We start from the raw sequence: 19,564 nt of genomic DNA, 5'->3' as shown, positions 1-19,564 counted from the left end.
TTAGAAACAGAAAGAAGGAAAATTTTATGGAAGTTAGCTTAAAGGACATAGACGAAACGAACTGGATACAATGTATTTTTCTAACAACGGATACGGATAACAAACATTACCTTCAAGAGGAATTTGTAGCTTCAAATGCAGTTTCGATTGCGCAATCAAAGATCGAAAAAGGATGGATCACAAAAGCAATTTATAGCGACGATACAATGGTAGGTTTTACAATGTACGGATTTTCAAAGGAGGATCAGTGCTTTGAAATATGCCGAATTATGATTGACCATAAATTTCAGCGTAAAGGATATGGCCGTAAGGCTATAAATCTAGTTGTTCGTGAGATGAGCAAGATTAAGGAATGCACTGAAATATATATTTCGTTTGAACCTGAAAATCATTCTGCCAAAAAATTATATGATGAGGTTGGATTTATAAATACGGGGAAGATGTTAGACGACGAGATTCTTTATTGCTTGAAAATATAGGAGGGGTTCAATGTTTAATCCACTTCATAAAAGATTGTATTTTGGATTATTTATACCATTCGGAGTGATTTCAGTCATCTCTGTTTCTATTCTTCCTGATGATGAACGTTACCTTATTATTGGCATTCCATTATTATTTTGGATTATTTATTACATATGTATTTATTTCATTAATCGAAAACCTGAGAAATAAGTTTAAAAGGGTGAGCAAAATGGTGAGCAAAATGAAGAAATTATTTGTTATGATTTTGATCTTTATCATGCTAACAGGGTGTAACTCAAATGAATCAACTGGTGAAAAAGGGGAATTCATTGGAAATCCAACTGCTGAAAACGTTCTGGAAGGGAATCCAGAGGCCAATATTTTTATGTACAGTGATATTATTTATAGCGCAGGGGTGTCATGGGTAGATGAAATGAATCTTACAAAGGACAAGCAAATCACAGAAATTGCGCAGCAAAAAAGTAATGGTGAATATTTCGAAAATGGGACAGCTAATAAATTAACAGTAGGCACAAAGATATTTAGTGTGAAAGAACGAAGTGATATTTTGATAGCTGAGACAAAAGAGGGCGATATAAAGTACTTTAAATTAGTTGAAGGCTAAACCAATAAATCTAGATTAGGAGGTCTTAGCGTGCCTGATAAAATAAAGGGTCATGTAGAGGGTATGATGATACATATTCCTAAAGGAGAAATTCGTTTGCGAGACGATAGAATAAAACATACATGGAACGTAGAAATTAAACCCTTTCTGCTTTCGAAGTATCCTGTAACCCAGGAATTCTATTTTGCAGTCACCCAACAATCGCCTTCTTTTTGTAAAGGAGAACAACATCCGGTTGAAAATGTCTCATGGAACGATGCTGTATATTTTTGCAATCTGCTTTCTCGAGAATTGGAATTAAAAGAATATTATTCAATAAGTAGTGATGGTAAAGATGTCAGCTGCGATTTGGAAGCGAACGGTTATCGTCTCCCTACGGAAGCGGAGTGGCAATATGCATGTATTGCAGGTACTACACAAGTTAGATATGGGGAAATTGATGACATTGCATGGTATAAAGAAAATTCAGGAGACCAAACACATGAAGTAGGTAACAAAGAATCCAACGCATGGGGTCTATATGACATGTTGGGGAATGTTTGGGAGTGGTGCTGGGATGTATATGATGAAAAGGTATACGGCTCCTATCGTATATTTCGTGGAGGAGGTTGGTGCGATCCAGAGAGGGGTTGTCTTGCAACAAATCGTCGCCGTGGTCACCCAACGTTCAGCATAGATGACCTTGGATTCCGGATTGCTAAATCTTTATGAATTTAAAAAGGCGATAACGTCTGATAACAAAGTATTTACGCTAATTCATACTCATAAGTTATCAAAACTACCGCAATGTATTGGCAAAAAAATATGAAGCGAGATTTGGTGAGGTAGACTGGAATTACATTCATTCCATTATTGAAAATTTTTGAATTTCCCTTGTGTTTTGGGCGGATTATCATTTATATTAAGTGAAACTTTTAAATGAGGTGAATGGAATGGATCTCCGCTTTATTCGAAGTAACTAGTTCCCGGGCTGGATAAAACGCGTACCAGCTAACAAAGGGGGAAGTTTACCCTTTTCACCTACGGGAATAGGTACTTTTGATTAAGTGTTGAGGCACATGTATTGCACATTCTTTTCATTTGAAAGGTGGAAATTAGATATGAACCCATTTGATTATAAGAAATTTTACGATGAAGTCGGTCTATTAAACGGTTGGGATTTTAGTAAAGTAAAGGCTAGATCCGAAGGAGTAAAGTGGCAGTTTTATAATGAAGTAACCAAAAGATGCAGAAAGTCTGACAGGTTGCTGGATATTGGTACTGGCGGTGGGGAAACTTTATTATCCATTGCGCATGCTTGTTCACTGTTAGTTGGAATTGATCTCTCGTCAGGAATGATTCAAACCGCAAATCATAATTTGGACAATTCCAAAATAACAAATGTACGATTTATACAAATGGATGCTGAACAACTGGATTTTCCCAAAAATTCATTTAATATAGTATCTTGTAGACACTCGCCCTTCCATGCCAAAGAAGTAGCCAAAGTTTTAGTTAAAGATGGATGGTTTCTCACTCAACAAGTAAGCGAAAATGATAAGTGCAATATTGCGCAAGCTTTTGGAAGAGGACAGAATACCCATATAGATGGGACTTTAAAAAATAAATATATTGAGGAATTGAATGCAGCAGGTTTTGTTGATATTCAGTCCTTTGAATATGATGCCAAAGAATATTTTGAAACTTACGAAGACTTGGTATTCTTGCTTAAACTTACTCCGATTATTCCAAACTTCGGTAATTATAATGATGATTTTGAAATACTCCAAACATTTATAGACAATCATACAACTGAAAAAGGAATTGAAACCAATTCAAAACGATTTATGATTATTGCAAAAAAAGCATAGATGATGTTAGGATTTTGAGAGTTTTATACATGAAATGATGAGAACGAGGGGCTTTGCGTATTGGCGCGAACCTCTCGTTTTTTTAGTATCCAATAAAATAAAGCTTGATAAAATAAGGGTGCTGGATAAATAAATGTGAGTTGGAGAAATCCATCAGTGGAGATTTTTTTGTACATAATGAACTTTAGTAACCTCTGCGAGCTCTTATCTATGAAAAGGGGTGAGAACATGAATATAAGCCGTCTTGTCAAACAAGCCCAAAAAGGCAACAAGGAAGCTTTACTACAATTAATCATAGCCGATCAGGACGCTTATTATCGACTTGCCTACAGCTACATGAGAAATGAGCATGACGCGATGGATGCAATGGAAGACATGATTGTTACACTTTATGAAAAGCTGGATCAATTGCAAAAGGGCGAAGCCTTCTACAGCTGGAGTAAAACCATTCTAGTCAATCGTTGCAAAACCATGCTGCTCAAAAAGGAACGATTTGTTCCACTGGATGGCGAGCAAGAAGTATCACTTGATGCATTAATGGATGATAATCCATATCGGAATTCGGTGTCAGAAATGGATATGCAGGAGCTGCTCTCTCATCTGAATGCACGGCAGAGGGAAGCAATTGAGCTTCGCTATGTACATGATCTTCCGTATCAGACGATTGCGGACATGACGGGTGCACCGATTGGCACAATCAAATCTAGAATTTCGCAAGGCATACGGAGACTAAAAGCCAAGATCGGAGGTGATCGTTATGACAACGATCGAGGAGAGACTACAGGCGCATAAGCAAAATTTGAATAGTGTGCAGGCTCCGTCAGAACTTGAGAGCAGACTGCGAATTGCACTCGAACATGTGCCCACAAAGAAAAGAAAATTAAATAAAACGATGATATGGCTTGCATCTTCAGCTGCCGCGCTTCTTCTGATTGTAGGAACTTATCAATATCCCGCATTTGCTTATTACGGAGGTAGATTATTAAATCAAATGGAGCTAAATTCACTCAGCTTTGCTGAAATGGAGGAGCAGGGGTACGGTCAAACGATTAATAAAAGCAAAACACTACTCGATGGGTCTATCATAACAATTAACGGGGTTATTGCGGATGATAATGGATTGTCACTGTACTACACGATAGATCGTAAAACAGGCACTATTTATGATGAGAAAGGTTCATATCGTTATTTCCTGGATAAAATCCAAGGATTCTTAACGAATTCCAAGGCAAGAGGTGGAGGCGGCAGTTTTATTAGCAAAGACAAGACCCACTACGAGGGAGTGTATAAATTTGACCCGGTAAGTCCATTCTCTAGGACACTAACCGTAACATTCATCGAGTGGTTAGATAACGGGAAGCGAGCTACCTATCCGATTGAGTTCAAATATGAACCCAATAAAGCGATGAAAAGCATTATTAAGGAAGATATTTCAAAATTCGTTTCTGTCGATCAGGGGAAGGTCTACTACGATTCTATTACGGCATCACCAACTTCTACCATCGTGAAGGGTCATTATGAAATGGATAAAATGGATAACGATGGATTCCCGAGATTTCAAGGTGAAACAAAGCTTTATGTAAATGGATCAGAAGTGAAACCACGGGGATCGCGAGGTTACGCTGAAAATGAAAAATTGGGATTTGAACTTGAATTCGATGTGCTTCCAACAGACAAGATCGAGAAAATTGAACTTGTACTCGAAAATTTCCCTGGTTATCAGAGAGTAGAAGAACCGATTTCTCTAGCCTCACCATCAGACAAGTCCATCACAATCGGGAATGAAAAGATATGGATTCGAAGCGTCACAAAAACGGATACAGGCTATGATATCGTTATCGCCAGAAAACAATTTACATTCTTGAATAAGGAACATTTATCTGTTCAAGCTGGTGGTACAGTCGTTCCCGTATCATCCATTTCCTCAGCTCAGCCTTGGGATTTGAAGAATGGTAACATTCTTTGGGAGCAGACATATTCATTTTATACAATGGAGAAACCTGAAAGCCTACTTCTAGATGGATTTGACTATATTAAAACCCTTAATCATAAAATATCTATTCCTGTAGGCAGCAAAAAGTAAAATTTGTGCTTGCAATCATGGTTTAGTTTAATGGAGCACTTTCATTAGCTTGGAGCGGGATTTGTTCCTCTAATGGGTAGAGGGTATAATAGAAGCTATTGTGAAGGTGCCTTTAGGCATAATTTGAACGGTACTTGGAGGATGACATGACAATAAGACCCGCAGCAAGAGAAGATGCCCACACCGCAGCAAGATTGCTTTATGATGCACTGCATGATGTCGCGCATCAATTGACTGGTGAAGAGAGCGAGCAAGCAGTCGTTGAAGTATTAGAGCAATATTTTGCAGATGAGAAAGGTCGTCTTGGGCATCATCAGGCTATTGTAAAAGAAGTGGAAGGCGAAGTTGCAGGCGTTGTTGTCGCCTATGGTGGCGATGAAATTAATGTACTGGATCAGCCGATTCTGGAACGTCTTCGTGCACTAAAAAACGATCCCACCCTTCAGCTTGATAAAGAGTCGGATGAGGATGAATATTATATCGACACATTATCTGTATCACCGCAATTTGGTGGACGAGGTATTGGATCAGCTTTGATTAGTGCGGCGGAAGACAAAGCAAAAGAACTAAAATACAATAAAATTGCTATGGCCGTGATCACCGATAATGAAAGAGCCTATTCACTCTATCTATATTTAGGATACAAAGTGGATAAAGAGATCATGATTAATGGGCATGTGTACTATCACATGGTCAAGCAACTGTAGATTCGTCCATCATAATGATAAAGGTCCGGCTCAGGCGAGTCGGACCTTTTGTATGCTTCTTTATTTCTAATCCTCTTGCGTCAGTGCATATAGGATATGATCCTCCCACTGACTGTTAATGCGAAGATATTTGATGGCGAGTCCCTCGTTCCGGAAGCCCACCTTCTCAAGAACCCTCTTGGATGCGGTATTTCTAGGCATGACCCCAGCCTGAATACGATGTAAATTCAACTCCGTAAAAGCAAAGGTCACGACCATACGCACGGCTGCCGTCGTATATCCCTTACCGTTATGGGCTTGACCCATCAAGTAGCCCAAATTAACATTTTGAAAGGGCCCACGAGCTATTCCTGTTAAGGCGACTCTACCGATTAGTTCATTTGGTTCACTCAGAAACACGCCAAAAATATAGGATTGATCCGCTTCAGCTCCTCGGACACCTTGTTCAATATCGAGCTGTTGTCCTTCAAGGGTGAAATATTCGCTTGGCCTTGTCGGCTCAAAAGGCTTCAGAAATTCATGGTTTCTTAATCGTAGAGAAAGAAGCGACTCCGCATCGCCTAGCTCTAAAAGTCTTACATATATAGCTTCATTCTCATATCTCACTTTCTAGTTCTCCTTAAATTTCGTTTTATTCCATTATTTAGAGATCAACGCCTAAGCTTCTTTTTGATAGGATAGATAGAGTATCTATAAACTATTAAAAGTGAGGCATTCTCCTTGAAAAAACTGCATAAGCTTGTGGCAGTCATTATGACTTCGATGTTGACGATTGGAACAACGAGTCCAATATATGCTGCAACAACAAAATCTAGCCAACCTTTTGATGATATATCAAGTAGCTTTGCCCGTCAAAATATTATCGATTTAGCCAAAGAAGGTATAATTGATGGTACGGGGGATCGTAAGTTTGAACCGAAGAAGAATGTAACCCGCGCCGAATTTATAACGATGACCAGTCGATTGTTGAAATTACAGCCCGTCGACAGTGATATCGTGACGTTCAGTGATGTACCGCGGAGTGCTTGGTATTATGGTTGGGTGCAAGCTGGCATCCATCTCGGAATCGTTGAAGGAAAAGGTATGAATCAGTTTCAGCCCGATACGAGAATTACTCGTCAAGAGGCAGCGGTGCTGATCGTACGAGCTTTGAAAGAAGAGAGGGATTCTTCTGCCAATGTAGAGCTCCCATATCAGGACAGAATGAAAGTTGCCGACTGGGCAGTATCATCTGTTCAGGTAGCGCTTAAGCTTGGACTGATGAGGGGAGATCAGGGATCCTTTCGTCCAAATGATTACGTTACTAGAGAGGAAACAGCAGCCATTCTTGATCGAGTGTTTAAGGACAGTTACTGGTCTAAGGTTCTGAATACGACACCTGCATCCAATATTCAGCTCGGTTGGCAGAATGCGAGCACGACTGCCCAGTATATTGCGACAATTAAACAATCAACGATTAATACACTAGTGCCAAGATGGTTTTTCTTTGATAATAATAATGATAAACCTCTCGCTAACTACGTTGATTCTAGCCTGCTCACCTATGCGAAACAAAATAACAAAAAAATATGGGCAATGCTGGGTAACCGTTCGAATGCTGAGTGGACACATACAGCTTTAACGGATTTAGTTCGTAGAGATAACATCATTAAGCAGCTTACGGCTTATGTTAAAAGCTATGGACTTGCAGGTATTAATGTAGATTTTGAAAATGTGAGTCCCCAGGATCGCTTGCCCCTAACGTCCTTCGTAACGGAACTAACAAAAAGCTTGCACACGGTGGGTGGCGTAGTGTCAATCGACGTCTCACCTGATCTTGGAACGGATTGGACGGATGCTTTTGATTATGCAGCACTCGGTAAGGCAGCAGATTATGTTGTTCTGATGGGATATGATGAACATTGGGATGGAGATCCTATAGCGGGTTCTGTTTCTTCACTTCCTTGGGTTGAAAGAGCGACCAATAAGCTACTTACCTCGGTTTCTGCCAGCAAGACCATTCTGGCGTTACCTCTCTATACACGTGACTGGACGATTAGGACAAGTGGCGCCACTTCAGAGGAATTATCACTTGTTAAACAAGGACAGAGACTTCGGTCGGTGTGGTCCTCAAAGTCATGGGATTCGAATCTTGCCCAATATGTGGCGACCTATACACAAAACGGATTGCAGCACCGTATATGGATGGAAGAAGGACGCTCAATATCTAGTAAATATCTCATGGCTGCTGAGCATGGCATTGCTGGATTTGCTTATTGGTACATTGGAGCCGAAACGGCCGATATTTGGACAAGTATAAGGAATGTGAATCGATATTCCTCCTATTAATTAAATCATCTAACATTTGGATATGGGAAACAATCCGACCTTTAAGAGGTCGGATTTTTTATTGCCATCCTAAACGCTTTTTAAGAGAAGCGATTTGTGCAACGTGATGCTGACTATGCCAGGCATATCTTTGTGTTGCGTTATTAAGACTCATCGAACCGTGAGTAGGACTTGTAAATGTCTTTTGGAAACTTGAGGGTCCTAATGAACGAAGTAAGGCTGCAAACCGACAGTGAAGAGATTCTAGCAGAAAGAGTGAAGACTCTATAGGAATCTGATAATCGCTCAGTTCCGCCCACAAATGTTCTCGATAAGAATTTACTGTGGGATGATCCTCGGTTAGTGCTCTTTTGAAACGAATGTAGCATTCATATTATTATCTGCGAGATGATGTACTACTTGTTGTACAGTCCAACCCTTAGATCGATATGGGGTAAGGAGTTGCTCCGAATTTAGGTTTTGCACAGTTAGGCGAAGGATGGCTGGTATTTCCAAAATATCCTGAGTCCACCTATCACGATGAGTTTGAGTTGGATTTGGTATGGGCTCGAACTGTCCTATGGGATAACGAAATGGATCCAAGTATATTCCCCTTTCTAGGTTATTGTTTATCACATGTGTTTTCTAGAAGCATAGGGATAGTTCCTTTTCATAATTTATTCTAAATATATTAATTAATCCAAACCTTATATAAGGTGATTCTCGCAGCACTAGATCGATGCCATACCTCAACTTTTTCTGTCAATCGGCCTACTCATTAAGGGTGTTTCCGGGCTTGGATTATTAGCAGGAAAACAAATAGAGTGAAATATCGTCATTCTATTAAATTGTAGGCAAAATATCAGTACTAGCTTCATATACATAGAATACATTCGATTTAAGAAAGGAAATGAATAACGATGCTGAGCCGTAAAGCGATGATTGCTTATTGGATCATTTTAGCCATGAATGTGTTCCTGATGTTTCTTGTTCGTATGATGACCGATACTTATTCTGATGATCAAGACACTTCAAGTCACGTAAATACCGTGTGGATTACATATGGGCTGGGTTGGCCAATGTTAGCTATATTGATCTTCATGATATACGTAGCAGCTGTGCGTTATTTCGATTCTTTAGAAGATCGGGTATCAAAAATGTTATATCCTCAAGCCATTCCATCATTTGCTCTGGCAAGCATGCTTTTGGCGCTAGGATTGGAAATCTCGAAAGTTAGAAATGCTTATTATAGCACGCATAGTTTACCCGGTAATTCGGATTTAAGCATGCTCTACTATAACCCTTACATCTTATTATTTAGCGCTGCTTTTGCCGTCGCTGGAGGCTGGGCTACGGTCAAAAAAAGAAGTTTTTGACTTCTGATTGAGAATAAATGGTAACCTTTCGAATGGAGTTACACATTATACTAATTGATAGATTTTCCTAATGTGTAATCTTAAAGGAGGTTAATTCAGATGAATTTACTTACTAGATATAGATTTTTAACACTGGCAGTGATTGTACTTTCTGCAACGATGTTGTTGTCGGGATGCAACTCTGAAACCAAGCAAACGACACGAATAGAAACTAACAAAACGCATCATGTTTCTAGGTTACTTCAAACCGATCTGATTGCTGCTAACGGTAACGGAGCAGACACAGATCTCTCGATAACAGTCGGTCCACGAATAGTAATAAAACAAGAACTTGGCCGTATTAGCATACCGTATATGGATTTTGTGACTGAACAAACAGGTTGGGCTGTTAAATCAGGGGTGGACCATAAACTCACTTTGCTTCAAACCAAAGATGGTGGGAGTCATTGGGCTGAGAAGCAATTACCTGGATGGAGGGTACAGGGTCTAAAGTTCATTAGCCAGACGACCGGATGGGTGCTGGTGGACGACGATTGTAAAAGTAACAATAAAGGTACCGTCATTTGCGCTAAAGAAAAGTTGCTACATACCAAAGATGCAGGTAAAACGTGGATAACACAGTGGGAGAATGCTGCTTCAAATGTCTCGAATCAAGATTGGAATACGAAAACGATACAATTTCCGGATCAAAATCATGGCTTTGTATTCGTGCACAAGCAGATGTTATTAACCAATGATGGTGGGCAGCATTGGAAGAAGGTGAATTTTGATAACACGCAGTTTAAGCCTTCCCATATGAGTTTTCCGCAGAGTAACACGGGTTATGTGACAGGCGTAACGGAAGGTAGTCATCCTAAACTGCTAGTATTTAAGACAACAGATCGTGGAGTACACTGGAAAAAGCAGTTTGTCTTATCCGAATCGGGTGAAGTTTGGTCAAGCTTAGGAATTGATTTCTCCGATGTTAATACGGGCTGGCTACTAACTAACCAGGAAGGGATGCTAAGTGGTGACCTATATCTTACGACAGATGGAGGTAAGCATTGGAGCAAACAAAGCAAGCAGCGGACAGGACGTCCACGTCCTACATCACTTGATTTAATTGATGCAAATCGAGGCTTCATCTCACTCGATCCCGGTGCGGGTCCCATTGAAGGGGGTATTTGGTCAACAAATGACGGGGGAAAGAGTCTCAACAATATTGCCGAGAACAAGGGATGGGGTATACATGAGCTACAAGCTTTCAACAAAGATTCAATTTGGGCTGCGGGTAACGGTTTTAATTCGTCGGATTATTTAATGCATTCAGCAGATGGGGGTAAGACGTGGGGTCAATCTTATCCACCGCTGCATCCTGTTAACCATATCATCATGTCAGATAAGCTTCACGGGTATGGCATTGGCATTCAAAGCAGCCAGCAACAATTATTACAAACGAATGATGGAGGTAAGACTTGGTCTGCTTTGACATCGCTTAATGGATATTCGCAGCTTCATAATATATCGTTTATTGATCCGAATCATGGATGGATGATAGTGACCAAGCAAGGTCCGACTCATCACCTTACACAAAACTTAGTTACATCGGACGGAGGAAGGACGTGGACTCCAGTGTCTACGGATATGGATCAGGGAATGAGCTCAGGTTTTAACTCGATGTATTTGAACTTTTTAGACCACAACAATGGAGTATCGGCTGAATTTCAGGGATCAGGTTTACGTATCATTCAAACAAAGGATGGCGGAATCAGCTGGCAGGAGAGTTTTAAGGATCCTAAACTGACATCGATTCAAGGATTTACAATGCTCTCGCTTACTGAAGGTTGGTATACAACCTATGGAAGTGAGCGGAAGAAGGAGCAAATAAATATCTTTCATATGAAGGATGGTAAGCATTGGAATAAAGTGGGTTCCATACCTGGCTATGATTGGAATACAAAGGCACTCTCATTTCCTGATACGAAGCATGGATGGCTACTTCTTGCGAGATGGGTTGCTGGAGTAGATACTCTAGGCAGCGAGCAATATCGTTTACTTAGCACGAAAGATGGAGGTAAGACTTGGATAAGTCAGGATTTTACTGAATCTCTTTATTTAGAAAACAATGTACAGATGACTTTTACGGACGATATGAATGGTTTCTTGACCTCGCCTGCTTCCATGCTACAAACGGAGGATGGCGGGTTGATCTGGACCGTGCTACAATAACATGTTGTAAAATAACTTCATGTTAGGCATTTGGAAAGGAACATCCATGAGAAAATCTACAGCGCCTGTCCCGTTGGCCCTGCCTTTGATTATTGGCATTATCGCCATTTCATTTTCATCGATCTTTGTAAAATGGTCTGCTGCACCCGTCTCCATTCAAGGAATGTATCGCTTATTCTTTACTGTACTGCTTATGCTACCATTCATTCGGCGCCATTTGCCGGAGATCAAGTTGATTACGCTTAAACAGTGGCTGATGCTTGGTTCATCTGGTCTGTTCTTGGCTCTACATTTCTTGCTCTGGATGGGATCGCTTAAGCTCACAAGCGTATCCAGCTCGACTATTATTTTATCATTAGAACCGGTGTTTATTGTTCTTGGGGCATACTTGGTGTATAAAGAGCGAACGTCATCTTTCGCTATGTTGGGCATGGGGGTAGCTATGGTAGGAGCAGCTTTCATTGGTTGGGGAGATGTTGGGGTATCCCAAACGAATCTAATCGGTGATGTACTTTCCATTCTCGGTACGCTTGCCGTCGCCGTTCATATGTTGATTGGCAAAAAAATGGTTTCACAGCTTTCTTCCTTTGTATACAGTTTTGTCGTTTTTGCTTCAGCGGCATTTGTATTTGCGATCTATAATGCGGCCCGCGGTATATCCTTTACGGATTATCCAAATCGGGACTACGGAATCTTCCTATTGCTCGCAGTCATTCCAACTGTATTTGGACATTTGTTATTTAACTGGCTTATGCAGTATGTGTCGGTAACGACTATATCCATGAGTGTTCTCGGTGAACCGGTAGGAGCTAGTATTCTCGCTTTTCTACTGCTTGGTGAACAAATGAGCTGGTTTCAAATGATTGGCGGTATGCTAGCATCTTAGGATTGATTTTGTTTCTTAATGCAGGAAAGTGGAAGGGAAGGTCTAAACCTGAGCCTGAACCGAAGATGGAACCCGAAGTAGCTTAATCAATCAAGGTTTAATAAGAGTTAAAGAACGGCATCCTTAGCAGGGTGCCTTTTTTGTATTAATTTCATCATGTATTGAACAAAATAACGATATTCAAGGAGGTTTTGAAATGAAAGCTGTAACTTACCAAGGACATAAGAAGATTGAAGTGAAAGAAGTTAACAATGCAAAGTTAGAGAAGAAGGATGATGTGCTTGTCCGTATTACAACGACTGCGATTTGCGGCTCGGATCTTCATATTTATCACGGCCTTATTCCAGGGATGTATGATAATTATGTCATTGGTCATGAGCCGATGGGTATTGTAGAAGAGGTAGGCCCAGATGTAACCCATGTGAAAAAAGGTGACCGCGTCATCGTTCCCTTCAATATAGCCTGTGGAGAATGCTTTTTCTGCAAGAATCAAATGGAGAGTCAGTGTGATAATTCGAATGATGCTCGGGATACAGGGGGATATTTCGGCTATTCTAATACATACGGTGGCTACATGGGTGGACAAGCAGAGCTGCTGCGCGTGCCATATGGGAATTTTGTCCCTTTTAAAATACCAGAGGATGCGGAGCTTGAAGACGAACAAATCTTATTTCTATCCGATATTATGCCTACTGCCTACTGGGGTGTTGATAGTGCAGGTGTTAAGCCGGGAGATACGGTCATTATTCTGGGATGTGGACCCGTTGGACTACTCGCACAGAAGTTTGCTTGGCAAAAGGGAGCGAAGCGGGTCATTGCTGTAGATCATGTGGATTACCGACTAGAACATGCGAAGCGCACCAATCACGTGGAAATATTCAATTTTGAGAAAATCAAAGATTTTGAGCTGCATATGTTAGAGATTACGCGCGGAGGGGCAGATGTCGTTATCGATTGTGTGGGGCTTGACGCTAAACGCACAGCAGTCGAAACAGTCGAAACGACATTGAAGCTGCAAGGTGGTTCTCTTGGAGCATTTGAATTTGCTTCTAAGATTGTCCGAAAATTCGGAACGATTCAACTCGTGGGTGTGTATGGGCTGACCTACAATATGTTTCCGTTAGGACACTTATTTGAACGTAATATTCAGCTCAAGATGGGTCAAGCACCTGTAATTCACTATATTCCAGAGCTGTACCAACAGATTAAGTCAGGTAAGATCGATGCTACAGATATTATTACACATCGTCTTAGTATCAATGATGCAGAGCATGCGTACAACATTTTTGACGACAAGAAAGACGATTGTATCAAAGTCGTGCTAAAACCTTAGCGCTAATCATTCACAACATGAATTAAATCTATGATAGCTGCAACCTTTGGAAGATTTTGGAGTCTAAAGGTTAGCGGCTTTTTTGCTTTGCATTATATTAAATCATAAAGAGATTGGATGAGGTGAATGATGAAGAAGTACAGATTTATGCTGATGTTGCTCATTTTTACTTTCTGTTTGTCATCACAACAAGTCATGGCTGCTAGTGCCAAGAAGAACAACTCGGTCATCATGCTGAACGGACAGCAGCTCAAGATGCCAGGAAACGTGCAGGTTCAAAATGTAAACAACAATATTATGGTTCCTATACGTGTTATTGTTGAAAATTTAGGTTTTGATACGAATTGGAACCAAAAGCAAGGAAAAGTGACGGTTAGTAAAGCGGATAGTACTGTAGAACTCACAATTGGCCGTAAGGTAGCTACCGTAAATGGTGCAGATAAGAAACTGAATATTGCTCCATTAATTCAGTCGAATACATCGCTTGTTCCACTTCGTTTTATAAGTGAAGAAATGGGATTAACGGTAGGCTGGGATAATAAGAATAAAATTGTATCGCTTGAGTCCTTGCCTGATGAGCCGATCATGGAGAACCCTCCGGTTATCGTAACTCCGTCCAAACCGACAGATTCAACCAACTCTGGCGAAGGAGAATTTGTACCTGGGCATACGAATTCGGGTGAAGGAACACCAATAACGCCTACGAAACCGATAAATGGTGCCGCAGTGAACTCGATAAGCTTCTACGATAATCGTCTAATGGTAGGTTATGAAGGTTCAACACAGCCGAATGTTGTAAAGATGACGAACCCCGATCGGATCGTGATGGAATTGCCGAATACACAATTCTCCAATTCGTTTAATGGGGGTCAATCTACAGGTGATATTCAGGTTGTGGGGAACTCAAACATCACATCCATTCACTATACAATGGTGTCTCAGCAGCCTCCAATGGTTCGGATTGAAATGCCATTTGGCAGTTCTGCTCCTTATTCTTTTTATGCACAAGGTTCATCTACATCTGGGCAGTTTGTTATTGATTTGAATGGACAGTCTCTAATTACAGATGGTAAGAAAATTGTCGTTATCGATGCAGGTCATGGGGGATATGCACCAGGTACGACAGGGTACTCCAAGAAGAAGGAGAAGGAGTTTAATCTAGCGGTGGCTTTAAAAGTAGGAAGACTTTTAGAACAAGAGAGTAAAATTAACATTATCATGACGCGCAGTGATGATACGGCGGTAGAGCTTACGGATCGCGGTAAGATTGCGAATAATTTAAATGCAGATGTCTTCGTATCTATTCATGGTAACTCAGCAGGTGTATCTACTACAGCGCACGGAACGGAATCATACTATTATAATGATCGTAGCAAAGCATTTACCGAATTAATGCATCGACATCTGCTTGCAGCTACGGGTTTTACAGATCGGAAAGTAAAATATAAGAGTTTACAAGTGCTACGAGATGCGACAATGCCTGCAACACTTTTAGAAATCGGATTCCTATCGAATCCTGCCGAGGAATCCACGATGTTAACAGAAGATTTCCAACAAAGGGTAGCGCAGTCGATTGTAGATGGTATTAAGGAATATTTGGGCGTCTAGTTCCTCCTTTCCCTTACTAAGCGTAATGTCACAGGAAAGTTATTGAAAAAAGCAGATGTGCTTGTTATGATAAAGTTATACATCGACTGTGTGTGACTGGCGGACATGGGTAACCATGAGGGAGCACATGGATATATAGCCGTACGCCTGGGCAAGAGGTAAGGGGATTAGGTTCCCCTTACCTCTTTATATTTTTTACAACTGAAAGGGATGAGAAGATGACAGCAGAAGCATTAATTTTAGATGGAAATGTAGTTGCAGCTGACATTAAGGAAAAGTTGTTGGAGAGAATACAAGGCCTAGCGGAACAAGCTATCGTTCCATGTTTGGCGACGATTTTAGTCGGTGAAGACCCATCATCTGCTACCTATGTTCGAATGAAGGGCAATGCATGTAAGCGACTAGGCATTGAGTCTATTCGTATTGATCTGCCTACAGAAACGACAACGGAACAATTAATCGAGACGATACACAAATTAAATGCCGATCCTAAAGTGCATGGAATTTTGCTGCAGCATCCCGTTCCGGAACAAATTGACGAAAGAGCGGCTTTTGAAGCCATAGCTATTGAGAAAGATGTAGATGGAGTAACAGCTCTAGGGTTCGCTCAGAATGCCTTTGGTTACGCCGATTTCCCTTCTTGTACACCAGCCGCTATCGTTGCTATTTTAGACTATTATAAGATTCCTGTTGAGGGTAAACATGCTGTTGTCATCGGGAGAAGTCCAATCCTAGGAAAGCCTGTATCGTTAATGTTGTTAAATAAAAATGCAACGGTAACGACATGTCATTCCAAAACAGAAAACCTTGAAGATGTGGTACGTCTAGGTGATATCATAGTGGCAGCGGTAGGTAAGCCCAAATTTATTCAGGGCGACTGGATTAAGCCAGGTGCGGTTGTATTAGATGCGGGTTATAACAAAGGTAACGTAGGAGATGTTGATTACGATCGATGTTTGGAAAAGGCCTCAGCCATAACTCCGGTCCCAGCCGGAGTCGGACCTGTAACGATAGCTACACTACTCAAACATACGGTTGATGCCGCTGAGAAGGTAGCTAAGCGTAAATCGATTGATTGATTTAAGTTAATATTACGTATTTGGCTTGAAGGATTAACCAGTCCAACACTTTGTTGCGGCTGGTTTTGTTGTTTACGAATTTCTTTTTAATTAATTCTATATTTAACATTTCTCCATTCATCACATACAATATAGGACGTTTCTGTTTGAATGTGGGGGAAGTTTAATATGAATATATTTGTTCTCGGGGCCGATCGTAACGGGGCACTAAATCAAACAACGAGGTCTATTCATGGCATATTTCCGCTCTGGAATGTTGTTCCGATCCAGTCCGGACAAATGGAGAAGCTGAATCTTGGCATCGCTGCCAGCGATTCAGCTTTTTGTATGACGATTCGAGCAGGTAGCATATTGCTACCTGCATTTCGTCTACATTGGGAACAGATGGAGCAAAAGTTGCAGGAAGGTCTTGGATGGATTCAATTCCTTCCTGCTGAGGAAGATAAAGAATATCTAGATACATTTCGCTCTGGTGAGATCGGACCCGTACTATGGAATATTTCACTGATGAGGTCAGCTCCTTTTCCGGGTAGTGAGTGGCTTCCCTTTGATACTTATGTGGAAGTATTCGCTATTAACCAGATGGGGCTGTATTGTAATGGCCTGAACATGTGGCTTGATAACGTTTGGAAGCCTGAGAAAAGCAAGCAGATCGGATGGAAACGGAAAGAAGCGGAGTGGAAGCTCGTTTCACCTTTGCTTAATTATCATAAACAAACGGATCAATGTACGACACCCTTAGTTTCCGTATTAATGGCTGTATACAACGACGAAAAGTATCTGAAATGGGCGGTGCACAGCATCACTTGTCAAACATTTAAAGATTGGGAACTTATCATTATAGATGATGGCTCGGACGTCATTGCAAAGAACCTCATGGCAGAGCTTGTATGTGGGGAACGTATTCGAGTTGTCAGGCAGGATAACAATCTAGGGAAAGCTCATGCGCTGAATATTGGCCTATCTCATGTGCGGGGCAAATGGGTTCTGGAACTCGATGCAGATGACTGGTTAACGCCGGAATGTATTGAGATATTACACAATGCTACAAAGTCAGCTTCCAACGAAGTCGCCTTCGTATATGGTAATTATTACGAATGGATGGAGCAAAGAGATGGTTCATTATCCTTGTCGAGTCCTCGCATATTTAATCCTTCCATGAGTGAGAGGGAGCTGTTGCAACGGGCAACACCACTTGCTCCACGTTTCTATCGCACCGAATCATTGCGGGATATAAGTGGTTGGTACGTATCAGACCCATCCAATGGACGATTATATGAAGACATGCTGCTTATTCTGAGATTAATGAATCATTTTGAAACTAAACATGTAAATAAATTGCTCTATCATCGGCGTGTTCGTTCGTCAAGTATAACTCGTAATTATAATCATCAGTATGAGCAATGGAGTGAGTGGGCACAACATTTCAATAAACTTAAATGACATTGTGTACACTACTTCACAAATTAGACAAAAAGGTGTATGCTTCTCCTATGTCAATGACAACAGCATTCATTACTTGAGGGAGAGGAAGATGAATATGGGCCGTTTAAATGGAAAAGTAGCAATTATTACAGGAGCAGCTAATGGCATGGGGGCAGCCGAAGCTAGACTTTTTGCGCAAGAGGGAGGTAAGGTTGTTGGTACAGACCTCAATATGGATAAGCTAAATGAATTGGTAAATGAAATTACAAGTAATGGTGGAGAAGCCATTGCCATTCAACATAATGTAGCTTCTGAAGATGACTGGAAGAGAGTAATCGAAGAAACACTCAAACGTTTCGGAAAAGTAGATGTTCTTGTGAACAATGCAGGAATTTCTTCCACCATGACCATTGCTAATTTAGAGATGGAGCAGTGGAATAAAGTTATGGATATTAATCTGAACGGTTGTATGCTAGGTATGAAATATGCGATCCCTGAAATGCAGAAGGTAGGCGCAGGTTCAGTCATCAATATTTCATCGATTGGTGGACTTGTAGGTATGGCTGGTTCAAGTGCATATACAGCTGCCAAAGGCGCTCTACGTTCGATTTCAAAAGCAGCTGCCGTTGAGTTTGCTAAGCAGCAAATTCGTGTGAATTCAGTACATCCGGGTATCATTGAAACGCCCATGACGGCTGAAAGCTTTAAAGAATCTACACCGTATTATAAGACATTTACGCAGCTTCCTTACTTCGGTAAGCCAGAAGATGTTGCTTATGGTGTATTGTTCCTTGCTTCTGATGAATCTCGCTTTATGACTGGATCAGAACTGGTTATCGATGGTGGATGGACCGCATTGTAAGCGTGTATGTAAAAAGAGCTTTCCCGTATCGTAAGCGGGAAAGCTCTTTTTGCATCTATGATATATATTGATCATTCGGCATGAAGTCCGGGCTGTATAATATAAGGCCCTTTAATGGATACATTCATGAGCTGTGCAGCCATATCCTGCTCTTTATATGGCATTTGATTCTCAATCCACCAAATGATCACTTCCAGAAATCCTGACTCGACATATTTGATAATCACATCTCGTTTTGCAGTAAGATTATGATCATTCGGCTCCGTGCGATTAATCCCTTGAGATACAAACTCATGGATCAGATTCATCATCCAGTAGAGAGGGCCGGAATACGATTCTTGACCAAAAGTGCCTGATATTGATCATAGTGTTCAGCAATATGGTGAAACAGTCGGATAAAGCTTGGATGAGCTTCACGACTCGTGAAATCAAAGTTTTCAAGCTCTTCTTGCGAGTACTCCATTGAATTATGTAATTCCTCAAGTAGCTCAGAAATACACTGGTGTACTAAGTCTTGTTTATCATTAAAATGCAAATAAAAAGTCGCACGTTTAATGGTCGCTCGATCTGCAATATCCTGCACCGTAATGTGTTCGAATTCCCGTTCTTCCATAAGCTCAAACATGGCTTTACGAAGCAGACGCTGTGTACGAACGACCCGTGGATCTGTCTTCTTCATTTGAGCAGCCATCATTATAGTCCTCCAAATTACGTATTCCTATCGTAATAACCATCATATAATGATTACTTGAT

The 19,564-nt window shown here is 40.9% G+C and carries 21 protein-coding genes and 1 riboswitch; of the genes, 16 read left to right on the top strand and 5 right to left on the bottom strand.

Features of this window, described 5'->3' with window-relative positions:
* Positions 1-26 precede the first annotated feature (26 nt).
* From JCM16418_RS08240 to JCM16418_RS08205, 7 genes are all read left to right on the top strand, one after another.
* On the top strand, positions 27-479 hold the full coding sequence (locus tag JCM16418_RS08240) for a GNAT family N-acetyltransferase (RefSeq protein ID WP_036647541.1): 453 nt from the start codon (positions 27-29) through the stop codon (positions 477-479).
* 98 nt (positions 480-577) lie between these two features.
* Positions 578-1,087, top strand: a complete 510-nt coding sequence (locus JCM16418_RS08230; RefSeq protein WP_158442418.1) for a hypothetical protein — start codon at positions 578-580, stop codon at positions 1,085-1,087.
* Positions 1,088-1,150: 63 nt separating this feature from the next.
* Positions 1,151-1,798 carry a formylglycine-generating enzyme family protein gene (locus JCM16418_RS08225; protein ID WP_172679217.1) on the top strand — a complete coding sequence of 216 codons (648 nt, stop codon included), beginning with the start codon at positions 1,151-1,153 and terminating at the stop codon, positions 1,796-1,798.
* Positions 1,799-2,187: 389 nt separating this feature from the next.
* Entirely contained in the window at positions 2,188-2,937 is a 750-nt protein-coding gene (locus JCM16418_RS08220) for a class I SAM-dependent methyltransferase (protein ID WP_036647532.1), read from the top strand.
* 228 nt (positions 2,938-3,165) lie between these two features.
* Positions 3,166-3,729 (top strand): sigma-70 family RNA polymerase sigma factor, encoded by a 564-nt coding sequence (locus JCM16418_RS08215; protein WP_036647530.1) that lies wholly within the window; start codon positions 3,166-3,168, stop codon positions 3,727-3,729.
* Positions 3,695-5,020, top strand: coding sequence for a DUF4179 domain-containing protein (locus tag JCM16418_RS08210; protein WP_036647528.1), 1,326 nt, complete (start codon positions 3,695-3,697; stop codon positions 5,018-5,020). The genes JCM16418_RS08215 and JCM16418_RS08210 overlap by 35 nt, the downstream gene beginning before the upstream one ends.
* A gap of 146 nt (positions 5,021-5,166) precedes the next feature.
* Positions 5,167-5,727 carry a GNAT family N-acetyltransferase gene (locus JCM16418_RS08205; protein ID WP_036647524.1) on the top strand — a complete coding sequence of 187 codons (561 nt, stop codon included), beginning with the start codon at positions 5,167-5,169 and terminating at the stop codon, positions 5,725-5,727.
* 66 nt (positions 5,728-5,793) lie between these two features.
* On the opposite strand, the gene JCM16418_RS08200 is transcribed toward JCM16418_RS08205, so the two are convergent.
* The gene (locus JCM16418_RS08200; RefSeq protein ID WP_036647521.1) at positions 5,794-6,333 is read right to left on the bottom strand and encodes a GNAT family N-acetyltransferase; all 540 of its coding nucleotides are present in this window, start codon (positions 6,331-6,333) and stop codon (positions 5,794-5,796) included.
* 114 nt (positions 6,334-6,447) lie between these two features.
* On the opposite strand from JCM16418_RS08200, the gene JCM16418_RS08195 reads away from it, so the two are divergent.
* On the top strand, positions 6,448-8,055 hold the full coding sequence (locus JCM16418_RS08195; protein WP_242403753.1) for an S-layer homology domain-containing protein: 1,608 nt from the start codon (positions 6,448-6,450) through the stop codon (positions 8,053-8,055).
* 58 nt (positions 8,056-8,113) lie between these two features.
* Here JCM16418_RS08195 and JCM16418_RS26855 read toward each other — a convergent pair whose 3' ends face one another.
* Positions 8,114-8,356: a DinB family protein gene (locus tag JCM16418_RS26855; RefSeq protein WP_373280693.1), complete on the bottom strand. Its 243-nt coding sequence runs from the start codon at positions 8,354-8,356 to the stop codon at positions 8,114-8,116.
* A gap of 38 nt (positions 8,357-8,394) precedes the next feature.
* Positions 8,395-8,520 (bottom strand): hypothetical protein, encoded by a 126-nt coding sequence (locus JCM16418_RS26850; protein ID WP_373280701.1) that lies wholly within the window; start codon positions 8,518-8,520, stop codon positions 8,395-8,397.
* A gap of 434 nt (positions 8,521-8,954) precedes the next feature.
* Between JCM16418_RS26850 and JCM16418_RS08185 the strand changes: the two genes are divergently transcribed.
* The 8 genes from JCM16418_RS08185 (at position 8,955) to JCM16418_RS08150 (ending at position 18,811) form a co-directional block, all read left to right on the top strand.
* On the top strand, positions 8,955-9,410 hold the full coding sequence (locus JCM16418_RS08185; protein ID WP_036647518.1) for a hypothetical protein: 456 nt from the start codon (positions 8,955-8,957) through the stop codon (positions 9,408-9,410).
* A 99-nt stretch (positions 9,411-9,509) separates the two neighbouring features.
* Complete coding sequence (locus JCM16418_RS08180; RefSeq protein WP_036647516.1) at positions 9,510-11,618, top strand: WD40/YVTN/BNR-like repeat-containing protein; 2,109 nt, start codon at positions 9,510-9,512, stop codon at positions 11,616-11,618.
* Between the two features lie 46 nt (positions 11,619-11,664).
* The gene (locus JCM16418_RS08175) at positions 11,665-12,504 is read left to right on the top strand and encodes a DMT family transporter (RefSeq protein ID WP_242403752.1); all 840 of its coding nucleotides are present in this window, start codon (positions 11,665-11,667) and stop codon (positions 12,502-12,504) included.
* Between the two features lie 196 nt (positions 12,505-12,700).
* A complete protein-coding gene (locus JCM16418_RS08170; RefSeq protein ID WP_036647515.1) occupies positions 12,701-13,837 on the top strand; it encodes a zinc-dependent alcohol dehydrogenase in 1,137 nt (378 codons plus the stop codon).
* Between the two features lie 177 nt (positions 13,838-14,014).
* Entirely contained in the window at positions 14,015-15,445 is a 1,431-nt protein-coding gene (locus tag JCM16418_RS08165) for an N-acetylmuramoyl-L-alanine amidase (RefSeq protein WP_158442417.1), read from the top strand.
* Positions 15,446-15,527: 82 nt separating this feature from the next.
* A riboswitch (ZMP/ZTP riboswitch) is annotated at positions 15,528-15,605 on the top strand.
* Between the two features lie 58 nt (positions 15,606-15,663).
* Entirely contained in the window at positions 15,664-16,524 is an 861-nt protein-coding gene (locus tag JCM16418_RS08160) for a bifunctional 5,10-methylenetetrahydrofolate dehydrogenase/5,10-methenyltetrahydrofolate cyclohydrolase (protein WP_036647511.1), read from the top strand.
* A 168-nt stretch (positions 16,525-16,692) separates the two neighbouring features.
* Positions 16,693-17,967 (top strand): glycosyltransferase family 2 protein, encoded by a 1,275-nt coding sequence (locus tag JCM16418_RS23630; RefSeq protein ID WP_052020132.1) that lies wholly within the window; start codon positions 16,693-16,695, stop codon positions 17,965-17,967.
* A 97-nt stretch (positions 17,968-18,064) separates the two neighbouring features.
* Positions 18,065-18,811, top strand: coding sequence for an SDR family NAD(P)-dependent oxidoreductase (locus JCM16418_RS08150; RefSeq protein ID WP_036647509.1), 747 nt, complete (start codon positions 18,065-18,067; stop codon positions 18,809-18,811).
* 71 nt (positions 18,812-18,882) lie between these two features.
* Here JCM16418_RS08150 and JCM16418_RS23625 read toward each other — a convergent pair whose 3' ends face one another.
* Complete coding sequence (locus JCM16418_RS23625; RefSeq protein WP_148298763.1) at positions 18,883-19,122, bottom strand: TetR-like C-terminal domain-containing protein; 240 nt, start codon at positions 19,120-19,122, stop codon at positions 18,883-18,885.
* Entirely contained in the window at positions 19,119-19,505 is a 387-nt protein-coding gene (locus tag JCM16418_RS23620; RefSeq protein WP_081765358.1) for a TetR/AcrR family transcriptional regulator, read from the bottom strand. Before JCM16418_RS23620 ends, JCM16418_RS23625 begins: the two co-directional genes overlap by 4 nt.
* Between the last annotated feature and the right edge of the window lie 59 nt (positions 19,506-19,564).

It is taken from the genome of Paenibacillus pini JCM 16418, assembly GCF_000576305.1.
GTDB classification, from domain to species: Bacteria; Bacillota; Bacilli; order Paenibacillales; family Paenibacillaceae; genus Paenibacillus_AQ; species Paenibacillus_AQ pini.
The sequence above is the reverse complement of the archived record's forward strand: the minus strand, read 5'-3'. Positions and strand labels throughout refer to the sequence as shown.

Coding starts and splice junctions, on each gene's coding strand:
- JCM16418_RS08240 (WP_036647541.1), top strand. CDS start 27: ATGGAAGTTAGCTTAAAGGACATAGACGAAACGAACTGGATACAATGT.
- JCM16418_RS08230 (WP_158442418.1), top strand. CDS start 578: ATGATGAACGTTACCTTATTATTGGCATTCCATTATTATTTTGGATTA.
- JCM16418_RS08225 (WP_172679217.1), top strand. CDS start 1,151: ATGATGATACATATTCCTAAAGGAGAAATTCGTTTGCGAGACGATAGA.
- JCM16418_RS08220 (WP_036647532.1), top strand. CDS start 2,188: ATGAACCCATTTGATTATAAGAAATTTTACGATGAAGTCGGTCTATTA.
- JCM16418_RS08215 (WP_036647530.1), top strand. CDS start 3,166: ATGAATATAAGCCGTCTTGTCAAACAAGCCCAAAAAGGCAACAAGGAA.
- JCM16418_RS08210 (WP_036647528.1), top strand. CDS start 3,695: ATGACAACGATCGAGGAGAGACTACAGGCGCATAAGCAAAATTTGAAT.
- JCM16418_RS08205 (WP_036647524.1), top strand. CDS start 5,167: ATGACAATAAGACCCGCAGCAAGAGAAGATGCCCACACCGCAGCAAGA.
- JCM16418_RS08185 (WP_036647518.1), top strand. CDS start 8,955: ATGCTGAGCCGTAAAGCGATGATTGCTTATTGGATCATTTTAGCCATG.
- JCM16418_RS08180 (WP_036647516.1), top strand. CDS start 9,510: ATGAATTTACTTACTAGATATAGATTTTTAACACTGGCAGTGATTGTA.
- JCM16418_RS08175 (WP_242403752.1), top strand. CDS start 11,665: ATGAGAAAATCTACAGCGCCTGTCCCGTTGGCCCTGCCTTTGATTATT.
- JCM16418_RS08170 (WP_036647515.1), top strand. CDS start 12,701: ATGAAAGCTGTAACTTACCAAGGACATAAGAAGATTGAAGTGAAAGAA.
- JCM16418_RS08160 (WP_036647511.1), top strand. CDS start 15,664: ATGACAGCAGAAGCATTAATTTTAGATGGAAATGTAGTTGCAGCTGAC.
- JCM16418_RS23630 (WP_052020132.1), top strand. CDS start 16,693: ATGAATATATTTGTTCTCGGGGCCGATCGTAACGGGGCACTAAATCAA.
- JCM16418_RS08150 (WP_036647509.1), top strand. CDS start 18,065: ATGGGCCGTTTAAATGGAAAAGTAGCAATTATTACAGGAGCAGCTAAT.
- JCM16418_RS23625 (WP_148298763.1), bottom strand. CDS start 19,122: ATGATGAATCTGATCCATGAGTTTGTATCTCAAGGGATTAATCGCACG.
- JCM16418_RS23620 (WP_081765358.1), bottom strand. CDS start 19,505: ATGATGGCTGCTCAAATGAAGAAGACAGATCCACGGGTCGTTCGTACA.